General features: G+C 64.3%; 25 protein-coding genes and 3 pseudogenes. 10 read left to right on the top strand and 18 right to left on the bottom strand.

The window, feature by feature from the left end; translation table 11 throughout:
- Window positions 1-39 precede the first annotated feature (39 nt).
- The 9 genes and pseudogenes from RE421_RS16365 to RE421_RS16325 all read left to right on the top strand — a co-directional run bounded on the left by RE421_RS16365 (window position 40) and on the right by RE421_RS16325 (window position 9,811).
- The gene (locus RE421_RS16365; RefSeq protein WP_309817662.1) at window positions 40-744 is read left to right on the top strand and encodes a metal-dependent transcriptional regulator; all 705 of its coding nucleotides are present in this window, start codon (window positions 40-42) and stop codon (window positions 742-744) included.
- A 75-nt stretch (window positions 745-819) separates the two neighbouring features.
- Complete coding sequence (locus tag RE421_RS16360) at window positions 820-1,794, top strand: cytochrome c oxidase assembly protein (RefSeq protein ID WP_309817660.1); 975 nt, start codon at window positions 820-822, stop codon at window positions 1,792-1,794.
- Window positions 1,795-1,913: 119 nt separating this feature from the next.
- The gene (locus tag RE421_RS16355; RefSeq protein ID WP_309817657.1) at window positions 1,914-2,546 is read left to right on the top strand and encodes a copper resistance protein CopC; all 633 of its coding nucleotides are present in this window, start codon (window positions 1,914-1,916) and stop codon (window positions 2,544-2,546) included.
- On the top strand, window positions 2,547-4,553 hold the full coding sequence (locus RE421_RS16350; protein ID WP_309817654.1) for a cytochrome c oxidase assembly protein: 2,007 nt from the start codon (window positions 2,547-2,549) through the stop codon (window positions 4,551-4,553).
- Between the two features lie 153 nt (window positions 4,554-4,706).
- A complete protein-coding gene (locus RE421_RS16345) occupies window positions 4,707-5,084 on the top strand; it encodes a metalloregulator ArsR/SmtB family transcription factor (RefSeq protein ID WP_309817650.1) in 378 nt (125 codons plus the stop codon).
- Entirely contained in the window at window positions 5,084-6,025 is a 942-nt protein-coding gene (locus RE421_RS16340) for a cation diffusion facilitator family transporter (protein WP_309817648.1), read from the top strand. Before RE421_RS16345 ends, RE421_RS16340 begins: the two co-directional genes overlap by 1 nt.
- A 648-nt stretch (window positions 6,026-6,673) precedes the next feature.
- Window positions 6,674-7,675 (top strand): acyltransferase, encoded by a 1,002-nt coding sequence (locus RE421_RS16335; RefSeq protein ID WP_309817645.1) that lies wholly within the window; start codon window positions 6,674-6,676, stop codon window positions 7,673-7,675.
- A gap of 13 nt (window positions 7,676-7,688) precedes the next feature.
- Window positions 7,689-8,032, top strand: a pseudogene (locus RE421_RS16330) (IS5/IS1182 family transposase); the annotation flags it as partial.
- A gap of 744 nt (window positions 8,033-8,776) precedes the next feature.
- Window positions 8,777-9,811 (top strand): DUF4192 family protein, encoded by a 1,035-nt coding sequence (locus tag RE421_RS16325; protein ID WP_309817641.1) that lies wholly within the window; start codon window positions 8,777-8,779, stop codon window positions 9,809-9,811.
- 77 nt (window positions 9,812-9,888) lie between these two features.
- On the opposite strand, the pseudogene RE421_RS16320 reads toward RE421_RS16325, so the two are convergent.
- The 4 genes and pseudogenes from RE421_RS16320 to RE421_RS16305 all read right to left on the bottom strand — a co-directional run.
- Window positions 9,889-10,614 (bottom strand): annotated as a pseudogene (locus tag RE421_RS16320) (transposase); the annotation flags it as partial.
- Between the two features lie 82 nt (window positions 10,615-10,696).
- On the bottom strand, window positions 10,697-11,686 hold the full coding sequence (locus RE421_RS16315; protein ID WP_309817638.1) for a tyrosine-type recombinase/integrase: 990 nt from the start codon (window positions 11,684-11,686) through the stop codon (window positions 10,697-10,699).
- Entirely contained in the window at window positions 11,683-12,609 is a 927-nt protein-coding gene (locus RE421_RS16310) for a tyrosine-type recombinase/integrase (RefSeq protein WP_309817633.1), read from the bottom strand. The genes RE421_RS16315 and RE421_RS16310 overlap by 4 nt, the downstream gene beginning before the upstream one ends.
- On the bottom strand, window positions 12,606-13,823 hold the full coding sequence (locus tag RE421_RS16305) for a site-specific integrase (protein WP_309817630.1): 1,218 nt from the start codon (window positions 13,821-13,823) through the stop codon (window positions 12,606-12,608). Before RE421_RS16305 ends, RE421_RS16310 begins: the two co-directional genes overlap by 4 nt.
- 134 nt (window positions 13,824-13,957) lie before the next feature.
- On the opposite strand from RE421_RS16305, the pseudogene RE421_RS16300 reads away from it, so the two are divergent.
- Window positions 13,958-14,677: pseudogene (locus RE421_RS16300) on the top strand (transposase); the annotation flags it as partial.
- A 173-nt stretch (window positions 14,678-14,850) separates the two neighbouring features.
- On the opposite strand, the gene RE421_RS16295 reads toward RE421_RS16300, so the two are convergent.
- From RE421_RS16295 to RE421_RS16230, 14 genes are all read right to left on the bottom strand, one after another.
- On the bottom strand, window positions 14,851-15,642 hold the full coding sequence (locus tag RE421_RS16295; protein WP_309817626.1) for an IclR family transcriptional regulator: 792 nt from the start codon (window positions 15,640-15,642) through the stop codon (window positions 14,851-14,853).
- A 53-nt stretch (window positions 15,643-15,695) separates the two neighbouring features.
- A complete protein-coding gene (locus RE421_RS16290) occupies window positions 15,696-16,445 on the bottom strand; it encodes a class II aldolase/adducin family protein (RefSeq protein ID WP_309817623.1) in 750 nt (249 codons plus the stop codon).
- Entirely contained in the window at window positions 16,442-17,668 is a 1,227-nt protein-coding gene (locus tag RE421_RS16285) for an FAD/NAD(P)-binding oxidoreductase (RefSeq protein ID WP_309817615.1), read from the bottom strand. Before RE421_RS16285 ends, RE421_RS16290 begins: the two co-directional genes overlap by 4 nt.
- On the bottom strand, window positions 17,665-17,862 hold the full coding sequence (locus RE421_RS16280; RefSeq protein ID WP_309817865.1) for a ferredoxin: 198 nt from the start codon (window positions 17,860-17,862) through the stop codon (window positions 17,665-17,667). Before RE421_RS16280 ends, RE421_RS16285 begins: the two co-directional genes overlap by 4 nt.
- A gap of 49 nt (window positions 17,863-17,911) precedes the next feature.
- On the bottom strand, window positions 17,912-18,217 hold the full coding sequence (locus RE421_RS16275) for a hypothetical protein (protein WP_309817610.1): 306 nt from the start codon (window positions 18,215-18,217) through the stop codon (window positions 17,912-17,914).
- The gene (locus RE421_RS16270; protein ID WP_309817606.1) at window positions 18,214-18,819 is read right to left on the bottom strand and encodes a 3-phenylpropionate/cinnamic acid dioxygenase subunit beta; all 606 of its coding nucleotides are present in this window, start codon (window positions 18,817-18,819) and stop codon (window positions 18,214-18,216) included. Before RE421_RS16270 ends, RE421_RS16275 begins: the two co-directional genes overlap by 4 nt.
- 2 nt (window positions 18,820-18,821) lie before the next feature.
- Window positions 18,822-20,285 (bottom strand): Rieske 2Fe-2S domain-containing protein, encoded by a 1,464-nt coding sequence (locus RE421_RS16265; RefSeq protein WP_309817603.1) that lies wholly within the window; start codon window positions 20,283-20,285, stop codon window positions 18,822-18,824.
- 126 nt (window positions 20,286-20,411) lie between these two features.
- Entirely contained in the window at window positions 20,412-21,278 is an 867-nt protein-coding gene (locus tag RE421_RS16260) for an aldo/keto reductase (RefSeq protein WP_309817600.1), read from the bottom strand.
- Window positions 21,279-21,348: 70 nt separating this feature from the next.
- On the bottom strand, window positions 21,349-22,491 hold the full coding sequence (locus RE421_RS16255; protein ID WP_309817597.1) for an MFS transporter: 1,143 nt from the start codon (window positions 22,489-22,491) through the stop codon (window positions 21,349-21,351).
- Between the two features lie 101 nt (window positions 22,492-22,592).
- Window positions 22,593-23,249 (bottom strand): N-carbamoylsarcosine amidohydrolase, encoded by a 657-nt coding sequence (locus tag RE421_RS16250; RefSeq protein WP_309817594.1) that lies wholly within the window; start codon window positions 23,247-23,249, stop codon window positions 22,593-22,595.
- Between the two features lie 51 nt (window positions 23,250-23,300).
- Complete coding sequence (locus RE421_RS16245) at window positions 23,301-24,101, bottom strand: ABC transporter permease (RefSeq protein ID WP_309817589.1); 801 nt, start codon at window positions 24,099-24,101, stop codon at window positions 23,301-23,303.
- Window positions 24,098-24,892, bottom strand: a complete 795-nt coding sequence (locus RE421_RS16240) for an ABC transporter permease (protein ID WP_309817585.1) — start codon at window positions 24,890-24,892, stop codon at window positions 24,098-24,100. Before RE421_RS16240 ends, RE421_RS16245 begins: the two co-directional genes overlap by 4 nt.
- On the bottom strand, window positions 24,889-25,716 hold the full coding sequence (locus tag RE421_RS16235) for an ABC transporter ATP-binding protein (RefSeq protein ID WP_309817582.1): 828 nt from the start codon (window positions 25,714-25,716) through the stop codon (window positions 24,889-24,891). Before RE421_RS16235 ends, RE421_RS16240 begins: the two co-directional genes overlap by 4 nt.
- Window positions 25,713-26,720 (bottom strand): ABC transporter substrate-binding protein, encoded by a 1,008-nt coding sequence (locus RE421_RS16230; protein WP_309817580.1) that lies wholly within the window; start codon window positions 26,718-26,720, stop codon window positions 25,713-25,715. Before RE421_RS16230 ends, RE421_RS16235 begins: the two co-directional genes overlap by 4 nt.
- Window positions 26,721-26,798: the final 78 nt, after the last annotated feature.

Here is a 26,798-nt window from a genome sequence, read left to right as displayed (position 1 = left end):
GGCAGGGTTGAGAGCCCGGGGTTGGGTAGCGTGGCCGGTATGGATCCGAGCGAGCTCACCCCGGTGGCCCAGGACTACCTCAAGGTCATCTGGTCGGCCACCGAATGGGGAGACCCTCCCATCACCACCACCGCCCTGGCCGCCCGCCTCGGCACCACGGCCCCGAACGTCGCCGACACCGTCAAACGCCTGGCCGCCCAGGGGCTGGTGGAGTACCGCCCGTACAAACCGGTCAACCTCACTGCGGCCGGACGGGACTACGCCGTGGCCATGGTCCGCCGCCACCGGCTACTCGAGACTTTCCTGGTCATCACCCTGGGTTACTCCTGGGACCAGGTCCACGACGAGGCCGATCGGCTCGAGCACGCCGCCTCCCAAACGCTCATCGAACGCATCGACGCCCTGCTTGGCCACCCCGCCCGTGACCCGCACGGAGACCCCATCCCGACCGTGGAGGGCCACACCCACCGACCGGCCCACGCCATCCGCCTGGCCGACGCCGCCCCCGACATCTACCGCATCGCGCGGGTCTCGGATGCCGATCCCGCCCGCCTGAATCGCTTCAGCGGCCACGGCCTGCGGCCCGGCCAAACGGTGCGGGTGGGTGAGCGTGAGGCCGGTGGCCTGACCCTCAGCATCCCGGGCAACGACCAAGCCCCGTTGGTCCTGGCCCCGGAGGAAGCCAAGGCGATCTGGGTCAGCCCGGCGGCATCCGCAGTTCTTCGAGGACCTGCGTCCATCTAGGCGGAACCCGGATTACGGGGTCCCGCTCCCGGGCGTGGAAGACTGGTCCGATGACAGCCAAGGCTCTTTGCAACCATGGATGAGGCCAGCATGGACGGACCGGTCTGGATCCCGACGGAGCCCCCCAGCCTGGAGAACTTCCTCGCTCCCACATTGCAGCCGATCCCGCTGATCCCCGCCATCGCCGTGGTGTTGGGTGTGTTGTATCTGACCGGGACAATCCGCCTCTGGAGCGCCAGGCGGCGGTGGCCGGTGTGGAGGGCGCTGTGCTTCCTGCTGGGGTGCGCGGCCATCGCGGTGACCATGGGCGCCGGAGTCGAGGGCTACGGCTTGAAGATGTTTTCGGTGTTCATCTTCCAGCAACTGACTTTGATGCTGGCCATCCCACCGCTGTTGGTGTTCGGCAGCCCGGGTACCCTGTTGCTGCGGGCCACACCCCACCGTGGGCTGGGCCGGATGGTGTTGCAGCTGGCCCATGCGGGCCTGCGGTCCCGGTGGGCGCGGGTCGTCCTGCATCCGGGGTTCACCATCCCGCTGTTCCTGATCACGTACTACGGGATCTACCTCAGTGGCCTGGACGACCGGCTGCTGCCCACGTGGTACGGCCACATGGGGCTGGAACTGGTGTTCCTGGCCTCAGGAGTGCTGTTCACCGTGCCGTTGCTCGCCAGCGACCCGTTGCCGGTCAAGCAGGGCTTTGGTGGGCGCATGTTGGATGTGGCCTTTGAAATGCCGCTGCACGCCTTCTTCGGGGTGGTCCTGATGATGGCGACGACTCCGATTGTGGAGTTCTTCGCCACGCCGCCGCCCAGCTGGGATCTCGACCCGGTGGCTGACCAGCAGGTGGCCGGTGGGCTGGCCTGGGCTTACGGGGAGTTGCCGACCGTGTTGATCCTGGTGTTCATCCTCCATCAGTGGTTTCGCTCGGACACCCGCCAGGCCCGCCGTGCCGATGCCGAGGCCGACCTCAACGGCAGCCCGGACCTGGAGGCGTACAACGCCTACCTCGAACAGCTCGCCGCCGGAACACCTCCCGGCCCGTCGCGGTAAAGCCCTTCTCCGGCCTGGACCATCCGCCGGCCCGCCCTTCAACTCGTGTTCGGTCATAGTGCCCCGCCCCCGACGCCACCTGTTGGTACGCTGAGGGCGTTTTCTACAGGAGGTAGAAGTTGTTGCGACGACAGGCCGTGCGGCCTCTTGGCCCCATCCTGGCCTTCCTGGCAGTGCTGATGCTGGCCCTGCTGGCGCCCCTTTCCCCGGCCTCGGCTCATGATGCCGTGACGGGAACGAACCCGGAAGACGGGCAGAGCCTGGAGGCGGTCCCGGAGGCCATCGATATCGTCTTCACCGATACCCCGCTCTCGTTGGGCTCACAGATCCGGGTCGAGGACGACCAGGGCGAGAACTGGGCTGCCGGGGAGGTGGAGATCGCCGGCAATACGGCTTCTCAGGCACTCCAGCCCGACACCCCGGCCGGGGAGTACACCGTGACCTGGCGTGTGGTGTCCTCGGACTCCCACCCGATCGAAGGCACGTTCGGCTTCACCGCGGCCCAGGCCGCCGCCGGCACTTCCCCAGCCGCCAGCACGCCGGCCTCGAGCCAGTCACAGACTGCCGCCACCACACCCGAACCAACCCCGGCCCCGACGACCGACACGGAGGCGCCGGCCTCCGAGGAGGCCGGGCCGGGCTTCCCGATCGGCTTCGTCATTGCGCTGGGCGTGCTGCTTCTCGCTCTGGCGGTCGTCGTCGTGACCGTCCTGGCCCGTCGAAGCCGAACGGACGGCCCGGGGGTCCAGTGAATGACTACCGACACACCGACCGGGGGGCCCATGGGCCAGCGCACTGACGTCCCGGAACCTGCAGCCCAGCAGCGCCGGCCGGGACGGGCCTGGCTGGTGGTGGCCTTTCTCCTCGCCGTGGCAAGCGTCGCCGCCAGCGCCGCGTTCTCCGGGGCCGTCGCCGAACGCGAGACCCTGGACCCGGGCGCCTTCGCCCGGTGGGCCCTGCCGATCGCTCTGACCGTCCATCATCTCGCGGTCGCAGTGGTGGCCGGCTGCTTGCTCTTCGCGGTCGCCCTCCTGCCGCCCTGGCGTGACCGGGCAGCAGGCGCTGCCGGGGACCGACAACCGGGGCAGGATCCCCACCCAGCCTTCACCCGCGCCACGGCCACTGCCTCGGCCGTCTCGATTGTCTGGGTGTTTTCTGCGGTGGCCGTCTTCGTGCTGACCTATGCCAATCTCTCCGGGCAGCCGGTGTCCGGCAGCGAGGCGTTCGCCCGCGAGCTGGTCTACTTCGGCACCGACCTGCTCGTCGGCCAGGCTTGGGCCACCGTCCTAGCGATTGCCTTCATCGTCTGTACCCTGACCTTTCTGGCTCGGTCTCCGGTCGCCTTGGTCGCCACCACCGTTCTCGCTCTATCCACGGCCATCCCGATCTCCCTGGTCGGGCATGCAGCCGGCAGCGATGACCACTTTGCCGGCGTCGGCGCCCTAGTTGTGCACTGGCTCGGCGTCCTGGTCTGGGTGGGTGGCGTTGCCGCCCTGGTGGTCGTGGTCCCGGCATTGACCGGTTCCCAGGCCGGGGACAACACCTCCGGTGGTGTCCTGCTGGCCAGGACTGTGTTGGGACGCTTCTCGACGCTGGCAGGTGTGGCGTTCTTCCTCGTGCTGGCCTCCGGAGTGATCAACTCCGTGATGCGCTTGGGGGACTGGGAGGGGCTGTTCACCCGGTATGGCCAACTGATTCTGATCAAAGCCGCAGCGACCCTGCTGCTGGGAGCCATCGGCCTAGCCCACCGCCGATGGGCCATCGGACGGCTCGGGACCGTCTCGGCCGGCCGGACGGCCTGGCGGCTGGTCATCGTCGAGTTGGGCATCATGGCCAGCATCATCGGCGTGACCGCGGCCCTGGGCCGGACCGCACCACCGGTGCCCCAGGAGATCGAACCGGCGATTACCCCGGCCGAGGTCCTCACCGGCTACCTGCTGCCGCCCGAGTTGAGCTGGGACCGGTGGCTCACCGAGTGGCGCTGGGACTGGCTCTGGGTGGCCTTCGTCCTCACCGCCGTCGCCGTCTACCTCCTGGGCGTGCGCAAGGCCGAGGTCTGGCCGTGGCAACGGACCGCCAGTTGGATGGCCGGTCTAGCCGTGCTGCTCTACGTCACCTGCTCGGCACCAACCATCTATGGCATGGTCCTCTTCAGCGCCCACTCCCTCATGCTGCTGGCCCTCGCCGTTGTCGTCCCGCTGCTACTGGTCCTCGGTGCGCCCCTGCAGCTGATGGCCCGCACGGTCGCCCGTCGCACCGACGGCAGCCGGGGCGCCCGCGAATGGGTGGACGTCGTACGCCCGGCGCTGTCCTACCCGGCCCTTAATGCGGTCGTGCTGGCTGCCTCGCTCGGGCTGGTCTATTACACCCCACTCTTCCGCCTGGTGTTGGAATACTGGATCGTCCATCAAGTCGCGAACCTGTACTTCCTCGCCCTGGGATTCTGCTTCATGACCTCGGTGATCGCACCCTGCAACGGGCGACCGATACCGCGAACCGCACGGATCCGCACCGCGACGATCCTGGCCGGTGCGCTGTTGCTCTGGGCCATCGTGCTGGCCGCAGGAGTCTTCCCGGTGTTGGAGCCCGACTGGTTCGTCAACATGGCACGCACGTGGGGTCCACCGGTCACCCTGGACCAGCGACTAGCTGGAATCTCGGTGCTGGTGGCTGGATTCGCCCCGATGGCTTTACTGCTGACCGCACTGATCCTGTATCGGGCCCCACGCCATGAAAGCGCACCCATCTCGACCTCTTAAGGCGACTCCCTGAGCATGCCGCATTAGCATCCCTCCCTGCACAGGATGGTGCTCGTGATCCTCCCCGCAGAAGCACCAGCCTCCCGTGACCCGGTTGGCCTACCAAGGTGATGCGCCCCATCCTAAAACGCTGGAAAGTGCTATTATCGTCGCATGACGATATATCCTCTGCAGGTCGAGTCCGAGGGATTCGATGATCGAGGTGCCTACGCCGCGTTGTTCCACGCTCTCGCCGAGCCGACCCGTCTGGCACTGCTGGAGCACCTGGCTGCCGGTGAGCACCGGGTGCGCGACCTCGTGGACCACATGCACGTGGCGCAGTCCACGGTGAGCAAGCACCTGGCCTGTCTACGGGACTGCGGATTGGTCACGGTGCGCGCCGAGGGGCGGTCCTCGTGGTTCCGCCTGGCCGACCCGTCACGGTTGGCCGCACTCATGACGGTCGCCGACGGGCTGCTCAGCGCCTCGGGTGTGGCGCTGTCGCTGCGCGACCACCACAACCACGACAAGCTGACCGCCGAGGAGGGCTGATGGGAGCCGGACACAACCACAGCCACGGCCAGGTGCCGCAGCAGGCCGACCGAGGAATGCGCCGGAGGCTGCTGATCGCCTTCGGAATGACCGCAGTCATCGTGGTGGCGCAGGCGGTCGGCAGCGTGGTCACCGGCAGCCTGGCGCTGCTGACCGACACCGCCCATGCGGTGGGCGACGCCTCCGGACTGCTGGTGGCGGTCATCGCCGCAACCATGATGTTGCGCCCACCGAACAGCAGCCGGACATGGGGATTCGCCCGGATCGAGATCGTCGCCGCCCTCGGTCAGGCAGCTCTGCTGCTCGTGGTTGGCACCTACGCTGCCGTCGAAGGCATCCGCCGGCTCTTCGAACCCCAGCAGGTGCCCGGCACCGAACTGCTGGTCTTCGGCATCGTTGGGCTGGTCGCCAACATCGCCGCCATCGCGGTGCTGGCAACCCACCGGGGTGTGAACTTCAACATGCGCGCCGCGTTCCTGGAGGTCCTCAACGACGCACTCGGCTCCCTGGGCGTGATCATCGCGGCCATCGTCATCAACACCACCGGATTCCAACAGGCCGACACCATCGCCGCGCTGTTCATCGCCGCCCTGATCGTCCCCCGCGCCTTCCTCCTGCTACGCGAGACGGTGCGGGTGCTGATGGAGTTCACCCCCAAAGGCGTGGACCTCGACGAGGTCCGGACCCACATCCTGGAACTGGACCACGTCCGTGAGGTCCACGATCTGCACGCCTCGATGATCGGCACCGGCCAACCAGTCATCACCGCTCACGTCGTCGTCGATGACCAGTGCTTCGAATCCGGACACGCCCCGCAGATCCTGGAAACGATCCAGAGCTGTCTCCGGGAGCACTTCCCGGTCTCTTTCGACCACGCAACCATCCAGCTCGAGACCGCCACGCTGCGAGGACGGGAGCCGGCCGCAGCCCAGCACGCCTGACCCCCGCCTCAACCCCTGGGCCCACCGGCCGTCTGCTGGAGGTATTGATCGATGCCCCGCAATAGCCTGAGGTCCGGGTCAGCCGTGCCGCGCTCTCAGCACACTCGACTGCCATGCCCAAAGCTGCAGCACAATAGGCGACCACAATAATGGGCCGCCGAGTCGCACCACAACCAGTGGAAAATCCTCTGTTCTCGGCGTGTGGCCTTCCTGTCAAAGAATGAACCGGATGAGAAAATCCAGGACATGCCAGTGCGGTGAAAGATCCCGCCTATCTGTTCAGTGCTGTCTTCGTGGTCGGGATGATTTCCTCTGCGCTGACCGTTCAAGCGCGCAGGGCCAGCAGAGTCCAGGTGCGGATGTAGTCCGAGACGGCATGGCTGAGCCGGGACAACGCCGGCGACAGGCGTATCGGAGCCAACTCCGCCCTTGCTATCGTGAAGACAAGCCGAAATCCGCGCCACCGTCCCCAGCGGCCCGGTCTCGACAATCTTCACGCGAGGAGAGCTTGTGATTGCTCAGAGCACTCCGGGGCACCACTCGGGCCCGGGACTCTTCTGGGACACCGACCTCGGGGGGTCTGTATCCCCCCACCCACTGAAGCCATTGGCAACGCCGCAGAGACAGCGTCCACGCCGGAACACCGGCGTGGACGTTCTGCGTATCGTCTCCATCGTCGCCGTGGTGGCGGGCCACTCCTACGGGCCCCGGCTGGTCGGTGGCGAGTACCTGGAGATCTGGCGGATGCCGCTGTTCTTCTTCCTCACCGGCTACTTCTGGACCCGCGGCCGCCCTTTCGCCTACGAGCTCCAAGCCCGGTGGCGGAACCTGGCGGTGCCGTACCTGATCTGGGCCGTCATCATGAGCCTGGCTGCCTGGGCGTGGACCCGGGACACCCCCGAGGAGTTCTGGCCGCTGATGGCCAACGGCTGGTACGGGGGTTCCGATCAGACGCCGCCGTGGTGGGCCTTCTGGTTCATCTCCGTGCTGTTCTTTGTGACCCTGCTGCGGCGCATCCTCGAACGGTTCCCGGTGCTCGTGGCCTGGGGGGTCGCCGTGCTCGGCCTGGCCCTGTCCATGCTCCCGGACAGCCTGCTCGGCCGCACTCCCCTGGGCCTCGGCCTGGCTCTGCCCTGCCTGTTCTTCGTCCTGGCCGGCGAGCTGTTCCGCTACGAGCTCCAACCCCGGATCAAGCGGAACCGCGCCTTGATCGGGGCCGGGCTCATCGCCGCCGGGTTCCTCGCCGTGACGCTGGGCGTGGAACCCCTGAACATCAAGTTCGCCGGCTTCGGCCAGTTCCTGGTCACCCCCGTGGTGGGGGCGATGACGGCGGCTGGCTTCGTGCTGGTCTTCAGCACCGTGGTGAACCGGCTGGTAGACGGTGGTGCCCGGCCGGTCAACGCCCTGGTGCGGACCGGCACGGTGGTGGTGCTGTTCCACGGCTGGCTGTTGCAGACCCTCGTGGGCGTGGGGATCCTGGCGGACGGCGCCAAGTTCGTCCTGACCGTCCTCATCAGCTGGGCCATAGGTGTGGCCATCAATGCGACGCCGCTGTCCCCCTGGCTGTCCGGGGTGACAGCGCCCGGCTGGTGGGTCAGGTGGCGGGAGAGCATGCGAGAAGACCAGCAGGAGCAGTCGGGCCCCATCTGACGCACTTAGCGGGGGGGCAGGATCGAACTACAAGGATTCGCCGCCCGAGCCTGCTGACCACGCGCTGGGTCGCTCTCGCGGTGAACTGTCCACCAAGATCCACACCCTGGCCGACTAGGCCACCGCCAGCGTCCAGATCCGATTGACCGGTGGCCAGGCCGGCGACAACCCACAGCTCATGCCGCTGCTGGAGGACTACCGCCAGGACGGCAGGCCGTGGAGGTTCCGACTGCTGACCGGCAAGGCCTACTCTCACCCTCCACGCGGGACCAGCTGCGGCAGCGCCGGATCGCGCACACCATCCCGGAACGGAACGGCCAGGTTGCCCGCCGCAAGGCCCAGGGCAGCCAGGGTGGAACAGTTGGCGGCATTCAGCCTGTTGGCCCGTTGGGTGGACCAGGCTGAAGTGGTGAGGATCTAGCCACCCCGGTGGCTCGCATGTGTCGCGGGCCGGATGGTGACTCCTCCTGTTCATAAACGACCGATTTGGACCCGGCGGCTTTTGATACTCCGACTCTGCTTCGTGCGCAGTTTCGCAAGCCAAGTACGAAAGCTCAAGCTTCTCCATGAAGCCTCCGGCGGATTCTGACCCCTAACGTGGCGTCTCCGCATTTGGGCCAATCTCTTCGTCGGCTTGTCGGCCACGGGACGGCCAATCGGTGTAGGCCCCACGGCTTCATGCGTTGATGGTCAGGTTTAGGGCTGGTGGTGTTCCTCGCTCGCTCGGAACCCCACCCGAGGGCGGCCGCAAGCGGCCGACTGTTCTGTCCTGGTCCGCCGGAACGGCGGCGGACCAGGACGCCGGCCCTGGCGGGCCGACCTGATTTTTTGCCTGCTGTCCTGCGGATTATGCGCCCCGGCTCCACCGGCACAAGCCCCTCCTTCGTCGGGGCCGGTTCCCCCGAAAACCTTGGGTCGGCGCTCCCTCGTGCCTCGGTCGCTTCTTTCCTCCCCAAGCTTTCCTCCTCCACCGCCCTACGGGTTGATGCCGGCTCCGTCCAGGGCAGCTCACTTCGTTTCGCCAGCAGGCAAAAAAATACGGGGGAACGACGAAGCGCGGGGCTGGCACCGCGACCCCCTCCCCTATCCATGGAGGAAGTCATGTCTGAAATCATCAAGGCCACCAGCGTGGTCGATCTGCTCGACTACATCACCGCCATTCTGGGCATCAGGGCCCGCCGCTCCATCGCAGTCCTGCCCATGCAGGACAACGCACTGGGTGCCGTGCTCCGCATGGATGCGCCCCCGGCGCACGTGCCCGCCCGTCTGGTGGCGGAGGCGATCATGCCGCACTTCTCCCACACCATCGCCGACGGTTCCGTGCTCGTCGGCTACGACGTGGACCCTGAGGCGGTGGAAGGACTGGCTGAGGCGATCTCCGCGCACGGCCTGCCCGTGCATCAGTCCGTCAGCGTGGACGGTGACCACTACAGGACCAGCGATGGGCTGAGCGGCGAGTGGAGCGCCGGGGAATCGGTCGTCGGTCTTGAACTGGCCTACCAGGGCGCGACTCGCGCCCCCGTGCCCGAAGTTCCCGAGCATGCCGGGCTGGATGCGATCGACACGCTGGCCGAGAAGGCCCGGCTGATCCACATGGACCGCGCGGCCGCGATCGCTGAGGTCCGCGACCTCTGGAGCCACGTCCTGACCCACCAGCCCGCCGAGGCGCAGGCCCTGACCTTGACCGCCGCCCTGTGCTTGGCCGAGAGCCGGGACCGTCTCATTGCCGACACCTACAGCGCCGGAGACGGTGAGGGGTGGGCGCAGGTGTTTATCGGGGACCCCGTGGGGCCGGTGGACTGGGACCGCGTGGAGGTCGCGCAAGAGGTCCTGCGCACGCTCATCACCGGTGCGAACGACCAGGACGCCGCGCACCTGCTGGCCACCCTCGGCCACACCCACTGGATGCAGGGTGAAGGGTCCGCCGCCGGGAAGGCCATTGATCGGGCGTGCGCCCTCGACCCGGATAGCACTTACGCTCGGTTGCTGTCCCGGCTGACCACCGTTCCGGGTGGGGCGCCGGTCGCCCGAGACCCGGAGCGCGCCCGCCGCCCCCGCTCTAAGCCTCGATCCACCGAGGCGGGTGGTGTGAGGGGTCCGTTCTCGGATCGGTTGGCCGTGGTCGGTGTTGAATGATTTTGGGCGCGCGTGGGTCGCCGGTCTGCCCGGCTTTTCCACTGATGTTCCTGGTCGTCGGGACGGGATGGTGCTGGTCAGGGGACGGTCGTCGGCCGTGCGAAGAGTGTGTTGTAGAGCGCTGTCCATGCCGTTTCCCAGGGCCATCCGGTGGGCAGGTGAAGTTTCAGGCGCCGGGCCGAGGTGGCGATCCGGGCTGGCACGGTGATGAGTTTGCGCCGGATCGTGGCCGTGGTGGCCCTGGCGAGGTCCGCGCTTTTGGTGAGGGTGGCGGCGGCGCGTGTGAGGTTGAACGCCATGGCCGCGCAGACCAGCCAGGCGGCGTTGGCGTTGAACACCCCGGAGGGCAGATGGGCCAGGGCGGAAGCCTTCAAATCGGCGTTCACGTTCTCGATGATCGCGTGCCGACGGTGGGTCTTATCGGCCGCCACCGTGTCCAACAGGGCGACGTCGGTGGTGGTGAAGACGGCGTGGAAGCGCCAGGTGTCGAACAGGGTGCCTTGCCCGGAGTCCTTGGACGGGTTCAGCTCGGGGATGCGGCGCACCACCAGCCGGCCCGGGATGCGTTCGGCCTTCTTCTTCGACGTGAACGCAGTGAACGGGATCTCGGCGACCTCGGCTTTGGAGATCCATGCTCCGGCGGCTTCGTCGTAGATCGCGTCGGTGTACTTGATCTTCTCCCACGACTGGTCGGCGATGGTGGTGATGGCCCGTTTGACGGCCGGGTCCATTCGGGCGGTGATCGAGACATCGGCCCCGGTGCCCAGAACGGCGGAGACCATCCGGTGCGAGTAGAAGGCCGATCATGTCGATGTCCTGGTTATGCCGATCTCGGTTCCAGATCCGTTGTGTGGGGCGGTGATCGGCCAGCTGGGATCGGCATAATCAGAGCGCTTCGAGGAAGGCGAGGAGTCGGTCGCCGGGCTGGTAGCGACCAGGTCGGGTTCCGGTGGGGGTCGTGCGTTCGATGGCGCGTTCCTTCAGCGCGAGGTCTGCGTGCAGGTAGATCTGTGTTGTCTCGGTGCTGGCGTGTCCGAGCCACAAAGCGATGGTCATCACGTCGACGCCGGCCTCGAGCAGGCGCATTGCCGCGGTGTGCCGCAGGACGTGTGGGGTGACTCGCTTCGCCGCCAGTGACGGGCATGCGGCGGTCGCGCTGTGGATGTGGAGGTCCAGCCGGGCTGATACCGCGTCGCGGCTCATCGCACGACCGGTCCGGGTCGGGAACAGCGGGGTGTGGGGTTCACCGGTTATCTCGTTCGTCCAGGTGCGCATCAGGGCGAGGCACTCGGCGGTCAGTGGCGTGGTCCGGTCCTTGCGGCCCTTGCCGTGGCAGACGAGGTGAGCGCCGGTGTCGAGATTCAGGTCGTCGCGGGTCAGCGCCGTGAGTTCGGAGACTCGCAATCCTGTGGTGACCGCGAGCAGGATCCAGGCGCGATCACGTCGCCCGGCCCAAGTGCTGCGGTCCGGTGCGCCGAGCAGGGCGGTGACTTCTGCTGGGCTGAGGTAGCTGACTTGGGGCCGGTTATAGCGTTTGGGCGGGATGGCTAGGACCCGGGCGATCGTCGCAGCGTCTTCGGGATGACGCAACGCGGCAAAGGTGAACGTGGAGTGGATCGCTGCGAGCCGACCGTTGCGGGTGCGGATGCTATTGCCGCGCTCGTTCTCCAGGTGGTTGAGGAACTCGCCGATCAGGGGCGCGTCGAGATCTGCGATGTCGATCCTCGTCGGTGCGATGCCAGTGCGCGTCGTGGTGAAGGCAAGCAGCAGGCGCCAGGCGTCGCGGTAGGAGGCGATGGTGTGCGCGCTGGCGCCCAATTGATGGGTCAGTCGGTCGGTGAAGAAGGCCTGCAGCGTCGGTGCGAGGGCAGTCATCTCTTACCCTCCGCATCGTGGATGTCGATCCGGTCAGCGGCCAGGGCCAACAGCTCGGGAGCGGCGTGCAAGTACCAGTAGGTGTTGGCCGGCTCGGTGTGTCCGAGGTAGGTGGAAAGCAACGGAAGTAGCTCGCCAACATCATCTCCGGTTCGGTATGCATCGAGCAGGGTGTTCACTGCGAACGAATGCCGGAGATCATGCATCCGCGGTCGACACGCACTCGAGCGAGGCGTGATGCCGGCCTGCACGGTGAGTTTCTTGAATACCCGGTGAGCGTTGTCATAGGTCAATCGGGCGCCGGCCACCGAGATGAACAACGCCGTCGTGCCAGGCAGGACAACAGCGGACCGCACCTGCAAGTAGCCTCGGAGCTCATCGATCACGGTGGTGTGCAACGGGACCAGGCGCGTCTTGCCGAACTTCGTGCCCTTGACGGTGAGGCAACCAGTATCGAGGTCGAAGTCGGCCACGTCGGCCCGGATGGCTTCACCGGCGCGCATCCCGGTGACGGTCAATAGCCCGATCAGCGCCTGGAACGTCGCAGACCTCATCGCTGGGACCAAGCGAGCCGCGGCGTTCATCAATGCGCGGATCTGTTCATCGGAATACAGGTAGGGGGTGGCGCGAGCGGTGCGCATCGGCAGTAACCCCGCCGGCGGGACCTGGATATCGAGGTCGAATGCCTGAGCCCAGAGGGCGAACCCACGAACAGCGCTCAATCGCACCCCATGCCAGCGCGGATTCACGCCAGCTGGCAGTTTGGCCCATGCCAACGCGTTCTCTGCGGTGATGGTGCTGGCCTGGATCTTCTCCAGGTAGTCCAGGAATTGATTCAGAAACCGTTCGTGCTCGACGAGCTTGTAGCCCAGGCTGCGACGAAGCCGCAGGTAGTTCGCGGCCTGTTCGCGTAGCCGGGTCATCGCTGATCTCCCGACGTAGGCCACGGTCGGGCCAGCTGGAGGAGTCGATGCTGGTCGACCTTGGCGTAGATGGTGGTGCTCGCTCTGGAGCGGTGACGCAGCAACTGGCCGACCTCGTCCAGCGATGCCCCCTGGTTCAACGCATCGGTGGCCAGGGTGTGACGCAGCAGGTGCGCATGCACCGTGCCCAGCCCGGCACGACTGGCCGCTCGGCCCACCATGGTGCTGATGCTCTTGCGGTTGAGAGCCCGATAGGGCGCCCGGGCCCGGATGAACAATGCCCGCCCCGGTGCCGAAGACGGCCGCGCGGCTTCGAGATAGCGCGATATCGCGGATCCGACATCGACCGGCAATGGAAGCTGTTCATCGCTGTTGCCCTTGCCGTGGACAGTCACCGTCCCGGCCCGCCAGTCGATGTCATCCAACGTCAGACCAGCAACCTCGCCGGCTCGCAGCCCCAGCCGCGCCAAGACGGTCATGATCGCGAAGTCGCGCCGCCCCACCATGGTGGCTTGATCACAGGCGCCCAGCAGAGAATGCACCTGGACGGGAGTCAATCCGATCGGTAGCCCAGCTAGTCTCCACGACGCCACGGTCGGCACGACAGGCGCCAGCGGCTTGTCCACGACGCCGCTGGCATGAAGGAATGACAACAGCGACCTCAGCGCCGTCACCGTCGACCTCGCCGGTGCCTTCGACAGGCCTGGCAGCCAACCGGAGACGAAGTCACTGACATCGGCGGCGGTCAACGATTCCAAATCCAGTCGGCCGCGCCGCTCACGGTCCGCCAGGAAGGGTCGAGCACGGACCACGTAGGTCGTAGCGGAGATCTCCGCCAGACCGCGCTCGGCCAGCAGGTAGTCGCGGAACCGTCGCTCGATCTCCTGGACCGCGGACTCCTCCTCGGCCATCGTCTCGACGTCCGGGACCGCTCCCATCCGGCGAAGGAACTCCAGCCCCGGAGCCAGCGCCTTGATCGTGTAGAGGTAGCGGTGCGTCTGACGGCGTTCGGCGAGGAACTCCCCGATCTTGTCCGAGGTCAGCTCGGCCGGAGCCAGCTGCTGGGCTTCAAGCCACCGGCTCAGCTGCGCCCATAGCGCCAGATGTGACGTGACCGTCGAAGGTGAATAGTCCAGCGATGACAACTCCGCCCGTAGCCCGTCGGCATACTCAGCTAGCGGCCCCGAGAACTTCTTGCTCCAGTAGGTATTCATGAACGGCTCCTCTCAAAAGATGGTGAGAAGAGCCTCGCTCACCAGAGCCGCGTTATGCCGACCTCAGCTGGCGGATCACCGCCCCACACAACGGATCTGGAACCGAGATCGGCATAACCAGGACATCGACATGATCAGCGTTCTACTGCCATGCTGCGGTGGCCGCGGCGTTGAAAACAGGTGCCGATGTCTCGGTCACGGTCAGGATGGACAAAGCCTTCAAGAAGGCCATCGCCGCCATCGACACCAAGGCATGGACCGGAATCAAGTACCCGCAGGCGATCTATGACGAGACCACCGGAACGTGGACTTCGAAGGCCGGGGGCGCCGAAGTCCCATACACCGCCTTCACATCCAGGAAGAAGGCCGAGCGCATTCCCGGGCGTCTGGTGGTGCGTCGCATCCCCGAACTGAACCCCAAGCACGGTGACGGGCAGCCGACTCTGTTCGATACCCACCGGTTCCACGCCTTCTTCAGCACCACCGACCCCGAGGTCTTGGATACCGTGGCCGCCAACGCTACGCACCAGCAGCATGCGATTATAGAGAAGGTCAATGCCGACCTCAATGACAGCGCCCTGGCCTATCTACCCTCCGGCCACTTCTGGGCCAACAGTGCCTGGCTGCCCTGCGTGGTGATGGCCTACAACCTCACCCGCACCGCCGGAGTCATCGCCGCCGGGGCCTTCGCTCGGGCCCGCACCGGCACCATCAGGGCCAAACTCGTCAGCGTTCCAGTTCGGGCCGCTTCCAGCGCCCGACGGATCCGGCTCCGGCTACCCGAGTCCTGGCCCTGGCAACATGCCTTTGAGCGGCTCTTCACCGTCATCCACCCACCACCGAAAACCGCGTAGAACCAGTCCATCAGCCGGTAAACGGCGAGACCTGAGGAACGACAGTGGAACACCACCGGCAGCGAGGCCGGCCACGTTGCCGTGCCCAAAACCAGATCACCAAGCGCTTACGGAATCCATCTCAAGCTCCGACTCGGGTCGGTGGATCGAGGCTTAACTACCCAGCATTGCATCTAGACGAGCAAGGATTGAATGTCTTCGGCGGCTGTCTGAAGCATGGCGCCAAGTTCTGTGCGGAGTTGCTCAGTCATGCGGTGGGCTGGAACCGAGACGTTGATGCCGTAGTATTTTCCGCTCGGGCTTGTGACGGCGACGGCCACTGACATGACACCATCTTCACTTTCTTCTCGGCTTGTTGAGTAGCCGATGTCGCGAATCGTTTGCAGCGCATTTTCCAAGTCGGTGCGGGAGATGATGGAGCCTTTGGTGAGACCAGGGAGCTTAGCCTCCGGGTACAGGGCGTGCAGTTGGTCCGTGGTGAGCAAACTCAGCATTGCTTTACCCGTGGCCGTGCAGTTGGCGGGTAGCGTCGCTCCTTGACGTGAGGCGACGCGGACGGCGCGTTGACTCTCTACGGCTTCGAGGAAGTGGGTGTTTGATCCCTCGAGCGTGGCGAAATGCACTGTTTCTCCTGTGGCTTTGAAAAGCCGCTCCATCGCGGGACGGACCAGGGTGCCGACGTCGACTTGCCGCCGTATGGCGAAAGCGATGGAGCTGAGTGCTTGTCCGGGTTCGTATGCCTTGGTTTCAGGGTTCTGCCTTACGAAGCCGCGGTAGAGCAGCATGCCCAGGAGGCGATGGGCTGTCGATGATGCCACGCTAAGGTACTTGCTGGCATCGGTCAGACGGATGCTCGGTCGGGTTTCGAACAGCAACAACAACCGGAGAGCATTGTCAACGGATTCAATGGGGTACTGCGGAGAGGGCCCATACCTGGAGACCTCGACCGCCTGTGGTGTGGTCATGAGCCTAATGGTACTGAGAGGCTCGACTACCGGTCCGGCCGCGGCGTGGGTGCTCACCAGTGTTTGCCCAGTCGTGCGAGTTCGTGTCTCCAAGCGGTGTCGGTGTTGAATGTTCCTCCCAGGTCGGGGAGTTCGACCATATCGGCGTCGGGCACGTCGATAAGTTGGCCGCCTGCTGTGGCCACTTGCAGTGCCATTCCCGCCAGGCCGTCCACGCTGATCGCTTGCAGCACCGCCTGCTCGACGGTTGCGGCCGCACTCGTGAGGCCGTGCCCACGTAGTACGACAACGGGTTTGGCGCCCATGACATCGGCCATTTCCTCCGCCAGCCTGCGGTTCCGAATGAGTACCCCGCGGGGGTAGACGGGCACTCCGTTCGCTGCGAGGTGGGTGCCGGGGATGTCGTAGGCACCCACGATGGGCCGTACCGCGAGTCCGGCGAGGTCTGCCGCGACCACTCTCGGGGGGTGAGCGTGCACGACAGCTCGGATGTCCGGGCGGCGACGCAGGAGTTCGGTGTGCAAAGGCAGTTCGTTGGGGACCGCGTATCCACCGGCGAGTTCTCCTTCGGCGGCGGGATTGCCGTCGAGGTCCACCATGCGGATGTCTTCGGCCTGCGTGTACGCCAGGCCGCGTTCGCGGGGGCCTCGGCAACGCACCAGCAATGTGTCGTCGGTGATCCGGAGACTGATGTGACCCAGGATTCCGTCGGCCAGGCCTCGGTGCGCCAAGACCCGGCACGCAATAGCAATGGACTCGCGCGCGGCATTCTCGGCCCGCAGCAGGGAGCTCTCCGGTGTCATGGTGATCCTGTTGGTTGGAGCTGGGGCTCTAGTTTGTCACGCAACTCCTGCACTGTCGTGCCCTTGGCCATGCCCAGTCGGCAGGCGAGGAGGGCTTTGGGCCAGTTCACGATGGCTGCTCCGCGGAGCGTCGTGCCGTCTGCTGTGTACAGGGCAACGAATCGGCCGTCGACGCGTGGATGCCCGAGAATGACACTGTCGACATCGCCGCCGACGCGTCCGACGACTTGGATTTTCCAGTCGTGCTGGTCGCTCCACACGTACTCAATGGGCATATAGGCGCGCGGTATGTCGGGATGGGTGATGTTGTAGGCTACGCACGCGGCTTGGTCGACCGCGTTGGTCCAGTGCTCGATCCTGATGTCCTCACCGTGGCCCTGGTGGCGCCAACGCGCTACGTCTCCAACCGCGTAGACGTTAGGTGCGTCCACGGCTCGGCAATACTCATCGAGGACAATTCCGTTGTCCACCAGCAGTCCGGACGAGTTGGCCCAGGCGTCGTTGGGAATCACCCCGATGCCGACCAGCACAGTGGATGCCTGGACGTTTTCACCATTGGTCAGTTTGATGTCAAAACTGCCCTGCTCGCCCCCGATGGATTCAACACCAAGGCCAAACATTGTCGTAACACCGTTGTCACGGTGCAGGTCGCCGAACCAGTGGCCAATCTCCGGGTTGAAGATGCGGCTCATTGGGACCGGAAGCGGGTCGATGATGGTGACCTCGAGTCCGAGGGCCCGCGCCGTAGCCGCCGCTTCGGCGCCGATGAAGCCGGCTCCGATCACAGCAAGCGTCCCGCCCTGGAGGAGATCGCTGCGCAGTCCGCGGACATCGTCCAGGGTGCGCAGAACGTGCATCCCTTTCCGTTGTCCCCAGGGCGATGGGCGGGGGGACGCTCCGGTGGCGATGACGAGGTGGTCATAGCGCAGGGGTTCGTGTCCGTCGAGTTTCAACCGGTTCTCGGCGATGTCCAGGCCTACGGCACGGTGACCCAGGAGGAGCCGGATACCGTCGGCTTCGGCCTGTTCCTCCGTCAGAAGACGAATGGAGTCTTCCCCGGCCGTGCCGACCAAGACTGATTTGGACAGCGGAGGCTTGTCGTAGGGGAGCTCTGTCTCCTCACCGACAATGACGATCTCGCCCTCGTATCCCTCCGACCGTAGGGCCTGGGCGGTCCGTACACCGCCGATGGATGACCCGACGATGATGGTGCCGGGGCTCATTCGTCCACCACTTCGAGTGCGGAAACCGGGCAACTGCGTGCGGCTTCGGTGACGTGGGCGCGGTCGGCCTCGGGCACTTCGGCCTTGAGCACGACAACGATTCCGTCGTCGTCAAGGTCGAAGTAGTCGGGTGCCCCGACGACGCAGTTTGCGTACCCCTGGCAGACCTGAAGATCGGCTTTTACTACAGGCATGGTCACACTCCTTGGTTGCGGCGATGGTGCTCTGATGGTCGAGATGCTTCTAGTCGTCCTCTGTCACGAGCGGACCAAAGGGGTGTCCGATCATGGCCGAGAATGTGGCAGGGGTCTGCCAGGTTAGAGACTCCAGCTCAAGAGGACACAAGGTGACCCACTGGCCCGAACGAGGGGACTTGATCATCAACCGGGACCCGTTGCGGGTCTCAACGCGGGTGACATGGATCTCAGAGAATTCGTTGGCGATCACGATCGGCGTTCCGGTGACGTGGGCTTCGAGTCGGAGACGTTCCTCTGTCGCCTGGATGGCGGCGAGGCGGTCTTCTTCTTCGCCTTCCCATTCGAGTTTCACAGGAAGATTGCCAGGTTCTGCATTCGGATGACCGACTCATCGACCATGATGGTTCGCCGGGCAAGCTCCCAACCGGTGTCGATCCGGCGCAGGAGGTCCTCGCGTCCGGCGGACACGGTGGCTGCCTCTCCGACATCCCCACGGCTGCGGAACAAAAGGACCGCGGAGTCCACGACGATTTCATTGGGGTTGGGGGTGCGAAAGGTTCGGACGTTGGTGATGTAGTGCCTCAGACGCGATGGCGGATCCTCAGTCCAGGCGTGTTCGGTATCGAATCGGGCGACCCGACGGCTAAGGGAGTATTTGTTCTCGTCCCAGTGAGCCATGCCAGGTGAGGTCGTATAGCCGGCGCCGAGGGCAGTGGTAACACGAACCGGCATGATGTAGTGCACGTCCTCGGCCATCCGGGACAGCCATTCGTCATAGTCCTGAGCATCCAGAAGGTAGGCCTCATCGACCAGCCAGCGATGTGCCTCCAAATGGAGTTCGTCATTAAAGGGGAGGCTTTGCCCTGTGCGCTGGGTACGCGATGCGTGTGCGCCCAGTGGTGATTGTTCCGAGAGTGTCAGGCCCTCTTGCTCGTGCGATGTTCCAACAGCCATTGCTAGGCCTCCTGGGAAGTGGTTTCTGCAGGCACCGTTCCCGCGGTGGCACTGGCGGGGCGGACGGGTTCTGACCCGTTGGCCGGGGATGCGTGGACATGGTCGCTTCCGACCTGCACCTGCGCTGCGGCCTCTATCGGGCGTTCGAGGTGCTCTGCCCACCGGATCAACATCTCGCGCTGGTTGTATTCGCTGTACCCGACCCGCGTCGAACCAGGGCCTGAGTACTCTTCTGCGGTCAGCGGCTCTACGACATTCTGTCCGTTCTCCAGCACGCCCATCCGGCTGTTCAGCAACAAGCGTCGAGCCATCGAGCCGGCTGCGGTGTTGGTCAGGGACACCCAGTTTTCGACGTCGTCCTGTTCGAACATGCCGCCGCTGCCGAAGCACATCAGGTATGCCTTGTAGGAAAGGGCCTTGTACTCTTCCGAGGCGTTCTTGTCGACGGCGAACCAGGACAGGACTTCTGTCTCGTTCTCGCTGATCGGCTGCCACACGCGAAGGGAGATGAAGGGAAGTACCTCGTCGGAGTCTTCTTCTACGCGCGGCCAGTTGTGCACGAGGCTCATGTTCGGGAACAGCGAGGCCGCTGAGACCATAAAGCCGTCCTTGCCGACCACGTCCAATTGCTGCTGGGTCCACTCCTGCTTCATCCGGGTGATCATCTCGTCCGGGTAACCGACGTATCGCAGCCGGTCCTCCAAGGTTCCTTCGGGCAGCTTGTAGGTTGTCCCGCCGCCGTTGCCCGCCCAATAGGTGGTGCCGTCCTTGCGCTTCTCGGCCTTGGGCTCACGGAAGAGACCGATCTCGACCACTGACGTGTGGGTTTGGGGCGTGTGGTACATGTCGCCGGCGAAGTTCTCCGCACCGATCTTCCAGTTCGCCTTGACCCTCCAGCGCTGCGGCCCGCGGAGCTCAATCCCGTCCGCGCTCTGCTTCGTGTAGTAGTCCAGATAGAACTTGAAATCCCCCAAGTAATCCTCGAGCGGTTCGGCGTCGGGGTCCATGCTGATGAAGATCAAACCGTTGTACATCGCCAGAGAGGGTGCGGGAAGCAAGGTTTGGCCCTTCTTCTTGAATCCCTCCTCGCCTCCATAGGCCTCTTTGTGGAAGGGCAACCCGACGATGCGTCCGTCGTTGCGGTACGACCAGCCGTGATAAGGGCAGCGGAAGTGCGACGCATTGCCCATCTCCGCCCGGCAGACCTGCATACCCCGATGAAGGCACATGTTGAACAGGGCTCGGACCTGGCCCTTCTCGTCTCGGGAAATGATGAAGGAGTCTTCGAGCACCCTGCGGACAACATAGTCGCCGGCCTCAGGAATCTCGGATTCATGGGCGACGAACAACCAGCTGCGGCTGAAGAGCCGCTCCTTCTCGAGCTCGAAGAGCTCCTTGTCGTTGTAGATGTGTGCGGGAACCATGCCCCGCCGCACGTCCTCCAGGACGCCGCTGTGGTCTGCCATGGGAGAGCTCCTTGTCGAACAACATACGAGTCATCTGCAGAGCAGAGGACATTTCTTGTATAAAGAGGATGACGCATGGTGTGATCTACGTCAAGTCTGTGCACGATGTAGCGCCGAGCGTGGGCATTAATGGCCGTTCTCGGGAGAGTCTGAGTCGCGAGCGGCTGTCTCACCGCGGTCTAGTGCTGCCATTGAGTCCATGTCGGTATCCGTGAGGGAGAAGTCGAAGACCGAGAGGTTCTCCTGCAGCCATTCAGGTTTGGCGGCCTGGGGGATGGGGACCAGCCCTTGTTGGACGTGCCAGCGGAGCAGGATCTGGGCCGGGGTCCTTGCCATGCGCTGAGCAGTCCTGACCACAACTGGGTGCTCGCGCAGGCCGGATTCCCGGCCGATGGGGCTCCAAGCCTCGGTGAGGATCCCCAGATGCTCGTGGACCGCCCGTGACTGGAGGCGTGCAAGGTCGGGGCTGAGCTGGATTTGGTTGACATCGGGAACGACGCCAGTCGCCTCGATTACATGCCGCAAGTGACTTGGCTTGAAGTTCGAAACACCGATCGCCTTGACACGGCCTTCCTCTAGCAGCTTCACCAGGCCTTTCCAGGCCTCGATGTACCGGCCTTGGGCCGGCACGGGCCAGTGGCACATGAACATGTCCAGGTAGTCGAGGCCCAGTGTCCGGAGGCTGAGGTCATAGGCTCGTTGAACACCATCGACGCTGTGGGATTCCTTGTTGAACTTGCTGGAGATGAACAACTCCTCTCGCGGGATGCCGGCCGTCCGAAGGCCACGTCCCACCGCGTCTTCATTGCGGTACTGGAACGCCGTGTCGATGAGGCGGTAACCGCTTTGGAGGGCACGACGTACGGCAAGTTCGCACTCGTCGTCGACGAGTGGCCAGGTACCCAGCCCAAGGTGCGGAATGCTGTGCCCGTGCAGCAGGCCCAGTCTCGGGGCTGTGGCTGGACCATTGTTCGGTTTGGTTTGCGATGTCATGGACTTCCTCTCTTCGAAATGCCGGTTGATTGCCTTCTACTACGCACGGCGGGTTGCGGGAGTCTGCCAATTAGCTGCCATCCCTGTCCGACTTCAAAGCGAGAGCGGCAGGCGTGGTGATGAGCAACCCCGCTGCCAGAAGAGCGGTAGATACCGGGATCAGGGCGACCAGTCCTGCCATGCCCATTGGTGACAGGAAGAGGGCAGCGGCACGGAAGGTCCCTGTCAACGCGAGGCTGTCACCGCGTTCTTCTGGATCAACCTCCTCGGCTGCAATGGCCGGGCCGACGGTTTGCAGGATGCCGGCGCCGATGCCGGAGACGGCCAGCGCGACGGCCACCGGGGCAACCAGGGTGGCGAACGGTCCTACGGCGGCCAAACCGAGACCGGTCCCAAGAACTCCCATAATCAGGGACGCCCTAATACCTTTATCGTGCACCCATCCGCCGAGAGTGCTGCCGACGATAATATTGGCATTGGCAATGGACAGGAGGACGCCGATGGCGGCGGCCGATTGGCCAGCCAAGGCCAAAGCAACCGGCACATAGGAGTCCAGAACGCTCTTCCAGCCCCCGGCTGCCGCGTTCATCCAGCAAGCTGTATTGACACCAGGTCTCCGCCAGAGTCGGATCCCCCCGCTCGCGCGGTAGGGAGGTTTGGTGGCGAACGGGGGGAGCTTGACCAACAAGGCAGCAGGGATCAATGCCATGAATCCTGCAGCGGCCGCCACGACGAGCGGTAACTGCACGGAGAAACCCCACAGGTATCCGGCCGTCGCCGGGCCAAGAAGGGCACCGGCACCTGCCGCCAGGTTGACATCCCGCAGCCCGCTGACTGCTGAGGTGGACGTACGGACAGCGTGGGTCTGGCTGCTGGTCCAAAAGAACGCGCGGGCCGATCCCTGAAAAAGCTGGGAGAGCACAAACACCATGAACACGGGGGACAACGCCAGTAGGGTGCATGAAACGGCGATCATCACTCCGGAACCCACGAGGAACGACTTGTCCGGAATTTTGCGCATCAAGGTGCCCATAAAGAGGCGTGTGACGAGTTGCGCGACAGCTGCGATGGCTACCAACAAGCCGATTTCGCTGTTTGAGTAACCTGCATGTACACCCAGCAAGGGGACGACCACGGATAGGGTGCCCAGTGCGAAACCGAACAGGATGACCGTCAGCGCGCTAAGCGCCCTGTCACTGCCGACGGATGCCATAGGTTTTCCCAGGGCGGTGGCCCGTTTCAGCGGAAATCCCCACGGCTCGTCCGGAGCGCGGGCGGGCGGACTTGCGTCCGAAGAGCCCGCCCGCCCGGTTTCTACCGACGGACATGTTGGAGGTAGGTGCTTGCATCCTCCAGACTCACGACGTCGCCGTACTTGTTGTCGATGTCGAAGAGGTTGGCGAGGTGGGGCAACTCGGCCCTGTCTCCGACGCCTTCCTCTACGACGATGGTATTGAATCCATAGGAGCATGCGTCCACGGCGGTGGCGCGGATGCAACCGCTCGTGGTGCATCCGACAAGGATCACCGTGTCCACGCCTCGGGAGATCAGCCGAGCCGCCAGGTCGGTGCCGAAGAAGCAGGATGCGTACTTCTTCACCAATAACATCTCGTTCTCGCGACGCTCCATCCGCTCGTCCAGCTCCACCCACTCGCTGCCCTCAACGAGCCAGCTGTTGGAGGGAATCTTCTGGATCCATTTGCCCGCTTCCTGAAGGTCCGAGTCATAGGCGACCGTCGAGAAAATAACGGGGATCTCAGCGTCACGGGCCAGTGTCAGCAACCGTTGGGTCGCCTGTACTTGGGTGTCCAGGTCGCCGGCAAGGGGTGATCTGGTATCGGTGAAGCCGCGGATCAGGTCGACGGCCACCAGTGCCGGCCGTTTCCCGAAGCCGATCCGGCCGCCCAGTCCTTTGTCTTTAAACTCGGTGCGGAGGCGGTTGTACTCTTCGACGGCGATGCTGGTGGACATGGTTCTCTTCTTCCTTCTTGCTCGAACAGTCTGGATGTCGTGTATGTCGGTTCAGGCCTTATCGCCGAGTTTGCGTTCGACGGCCCAGAGGACCATATTGCCGACCAGCGCAATGGCTGCGAGGAGCACGATGATTCCGTACATGGACGGCAGATCCAGCCGGCCGTAGGCCCGCAGGGCCAGGAGACCGAGACCAGCTCGAGCAGCGAAGAACTCGGCGATGATGACGTTGATGAAGGCGATGCTGAAGCCGATACGGATTCCCACCATCAGGGACGGCGCCATCGCAGGCACATAGATTTTGGTTACCGTCTGCAGTCGGCTCAGGCTCAGCGACCGGGCCAACTTCGGCAGTAGTGGGTTGATGGCGCGAACGCCAGCAGTCGTGGAGACCATGATCGGGAACACTGCCGCCAAGGCGGCCATCGCTGACTGTGCGCCCACTCCAACCCCGAAGATTTGGAGAAGGACCGGGAAGAATACGATGCGCGGAATGGCGAAAGCACCCGCCACGATGGGATCGAACACGGCACCCAGGAACTTGCTCCGTCCGATCATGTAGCCGAGCGGGAAACCGATGGCCGCCGCGACGAGGAAACCGATGGCCACTGCCTGCAGCGTGGCATTCAGGTGGCGGTAGATGGAGCCGTCGGCGAACAGCTCAGCGAGGGCGGCAAAGGATTCCGACGGAGTCGATACCAAGTCCGAGGCAATGGCCAGCACCCACCAGACGCCGATCAGTCCGACGACCACGGCAATCCGCCACAGGTTGTCCTTGATGGTTGTGGTCCTCTTGGACGGGGAGGGAGGAGCGGCAATAGGGGTTGGGGAGGTCATCAGTCCCGTACTCATAGCATGTCCTTCCTGATCCGCTTCTCGATCCACGTGAGGATGCCACTCACGATCACACTCAGCACGATCACGACGGTGATGTACGCCCACATGTCCCCGGTATCCAGCTCGCGATAGTGGAACCCGGCGCGGAATCCGATGCCCTGCGCAGCGAGGATGAACTCCATGGCAATCGTGCCGATCACGGCATAGATGAAACCGAGCTTCACTCCGGGAAAAACGAGAGGAGTAGCAGCGGGGAGCAGCACCTTCAGGTAGTACTGCGAAGGGGAGGCATTCACCGATTTCGCTAGCTTGTGCAGGATCGGCTTGATGGCCCCCAAAGCGACCATGGTCGTGAGCGCGATGGGAATCAACGACATGGTCGCTGCGATGACGATGATGGGGCCCGAGTTCAGACCCATGATCGCCAGCAGCACCGGATAGAAAAGAAGCGTCGGCATCGCATATCCAGTCACCAGGAAGGGCTCTAGGACACGCCCTACCGCGGGCATGCGCCACAGGAGTACGCCGAGCGGGAATCCTCCGACGAGTCCAATGGCGAACGCCAACAGGATAGTCGTCAGTGTTCGACCCGCGTCCCCGGCGAACTCACCGGTCGGAACAATCGAGATCAGTCGGGCGAGGATCTCCGAGGGCGGGACCATGAGGCTTCGATCGATGAGCCCGGCCCTGGTCACTCCTTCGAGTACGGCGACGAAGCCGATGATGATCGTCCATCGGACGAGTCGTGGGCGTCGCCACAGCGGAACCGCCCGGAGTTGCAGTGACGCCTCGTTTACGGTCGTCACGCCAGCTGCGCTCCTGCTCCGAGCGTCTTTTCTGCTTCCACCTTGACCAGTTCCCACAGGTGATCCTGGAGCTCACGGAACCGCGGTAGCGCGTGCGTTCCCTCGGGCCGCGGTCGGGGCAGGTCGACTTTGACGACCTCCTTTACCACCGACGGCCTGGCGGACATGACCCACACCTCATCGGATAGATAGACCGCCTCCTGGATGTCGTGGGTGATGAACAGGACACGATTGCGCGTCTTCTCCCAGATATTGAGCAGCTCCCGACCAACGAACTGCCGAGTCTGCTGGTCGAGTGCACCGAAGGGCTCATCCATCAGCAAAACGCGCGGCTCCATGGCCAGTGCGCGGGCGATGGCCACTCGTTGTTTCATGCCTCCGGACAGCTGTCCAGGACGGTGGTCCTCGAACTGACGCAGTCCGACGAGTTCAAGCATGGCGCGGGCCTTGTCATAGCGCTCGGACTTCGACATGCCTTTCACCTCGAGCCCGAAGGCAATATTGTCCAGCACGCTGCGCCAGTGCAGGGTCGAGTCCTCCTGGAACACCATCGCGGTATCGCGTCGCGGACCGGTGACCTGTTCACCGTCAATGGTGACGGACCCCTGAGTCGGTTTGAGAAGACCTCCCACCATGTCCAGAAGAGTGCTCTTGCCGCATCCACTGGGGCCAATCACGGAGACGAACTTGTGCTCCGGAATGGACCCTGTCACATTCGCGACAGCCTGGGTGGCACCTGTCGTGGTCTGGAAAGTCATGCCGATGTTGTCGAATGTGACCTCGTGCTGCCGCTCGGTCGAAGGGGGTGTGGCGAGTGGGCTCATGTCAGGAAATTCCTCATAACGATTGCGTCCATGTCCGGATCCTCGGTCAACTGACCCTGTTCTTTACCAGCCTCGACAACGGCTGCCAGCTGAGCGTCGGTAAAGTCGAGACTGAAGAAATTTTGCGAATTCTTGAGTGCCTCGAGCGCGACTTCAGGTTCGTAATCGATGGCCACGGCGTACACTTCCGCGGCCGCCTCCACGTCATTGGAGATCATGTCCATCGCTCGCTGCAGGGCTCTGCCCCAACCTCGAAGCGCCTCGGCGTTTTCATCGATGAATGCTCCGGTGGCCACCAGGCAGGTGTCAGACCAGTCGGTGACGTAATCGCGCGAGCGCCAGATGACCTTCCCGCCGGCGTCGCTGGCGATCTGCTCGGACAAGGGGGACGCTGTCCACGCGACGTCGACAACTCCCTGGGAAACCTGGGTCCAGGAATCGGCAGCGGAACCGACGCTGACCAGTTGAACGTCCGTGCCCGGCATCAGCCCTGCTTCGCGCAGCGTTCGCTCGGCAAAGTATGTGGAGTTCGACCCCGGGGTGCTGACGGCGATCGTTTTGCCTCTCACATCCTCGATCGTGTTGATCGGAGAATCCGGAAGAGCGATGAAGTCGACGGAAGCAGCGGTGTAGACATTGCCGAAGATCCGGACATCCATGCCACTTTCTGCCGCGATGAAGACGGGCAGGGTCGAGGAGGTGCCGAACCCGATGCCTGAATCGATGCCGCGCACCGTATCCAGTCCGCCCGGGAACTGAATGTTTTCCAGTATCAGTCCCTCTTCTTCGTAATAGCCCTCCGACTGAGCGATGAAGAACGGCGCCGAGTGAATGAGGCTGGCGAGGCCGGTGATTGCCACGTCCCCGGAATAGCCCCCATTACCGTTGCCATTGGCACCGCTTTGCCCGCACCCTGCCGTGAATCCCAGGGCGATGACCCCTCCGGTCGCGGCGGACAGTTTCAAAAATCCTCGACGTCCCAATGGGCCAGAGACGGTCTTCATAGGGTTCTCCCTTATCGTGTGCGGTGCGTGCTCGCCCAGTGAACCACGTCACAAAACTGTTGTCCAGAGACTTCCTCT

The sequence above is a fragment of the Citricoccus sp. I39-566 genome (genome assembly GCF_031432995.1).
Lineage (GTDB): Bacteria > Actinomycetota > Actinomycetes > Actinomycetales > Micrococcaceae > Citricoccus > Citricoccus nitrophenolicus_A.
The sequence above is the reverse complement of the archived record's forward strand: the minus strand, read 5'-3'. Positions and strand labels throughout refer to the sequence as shown.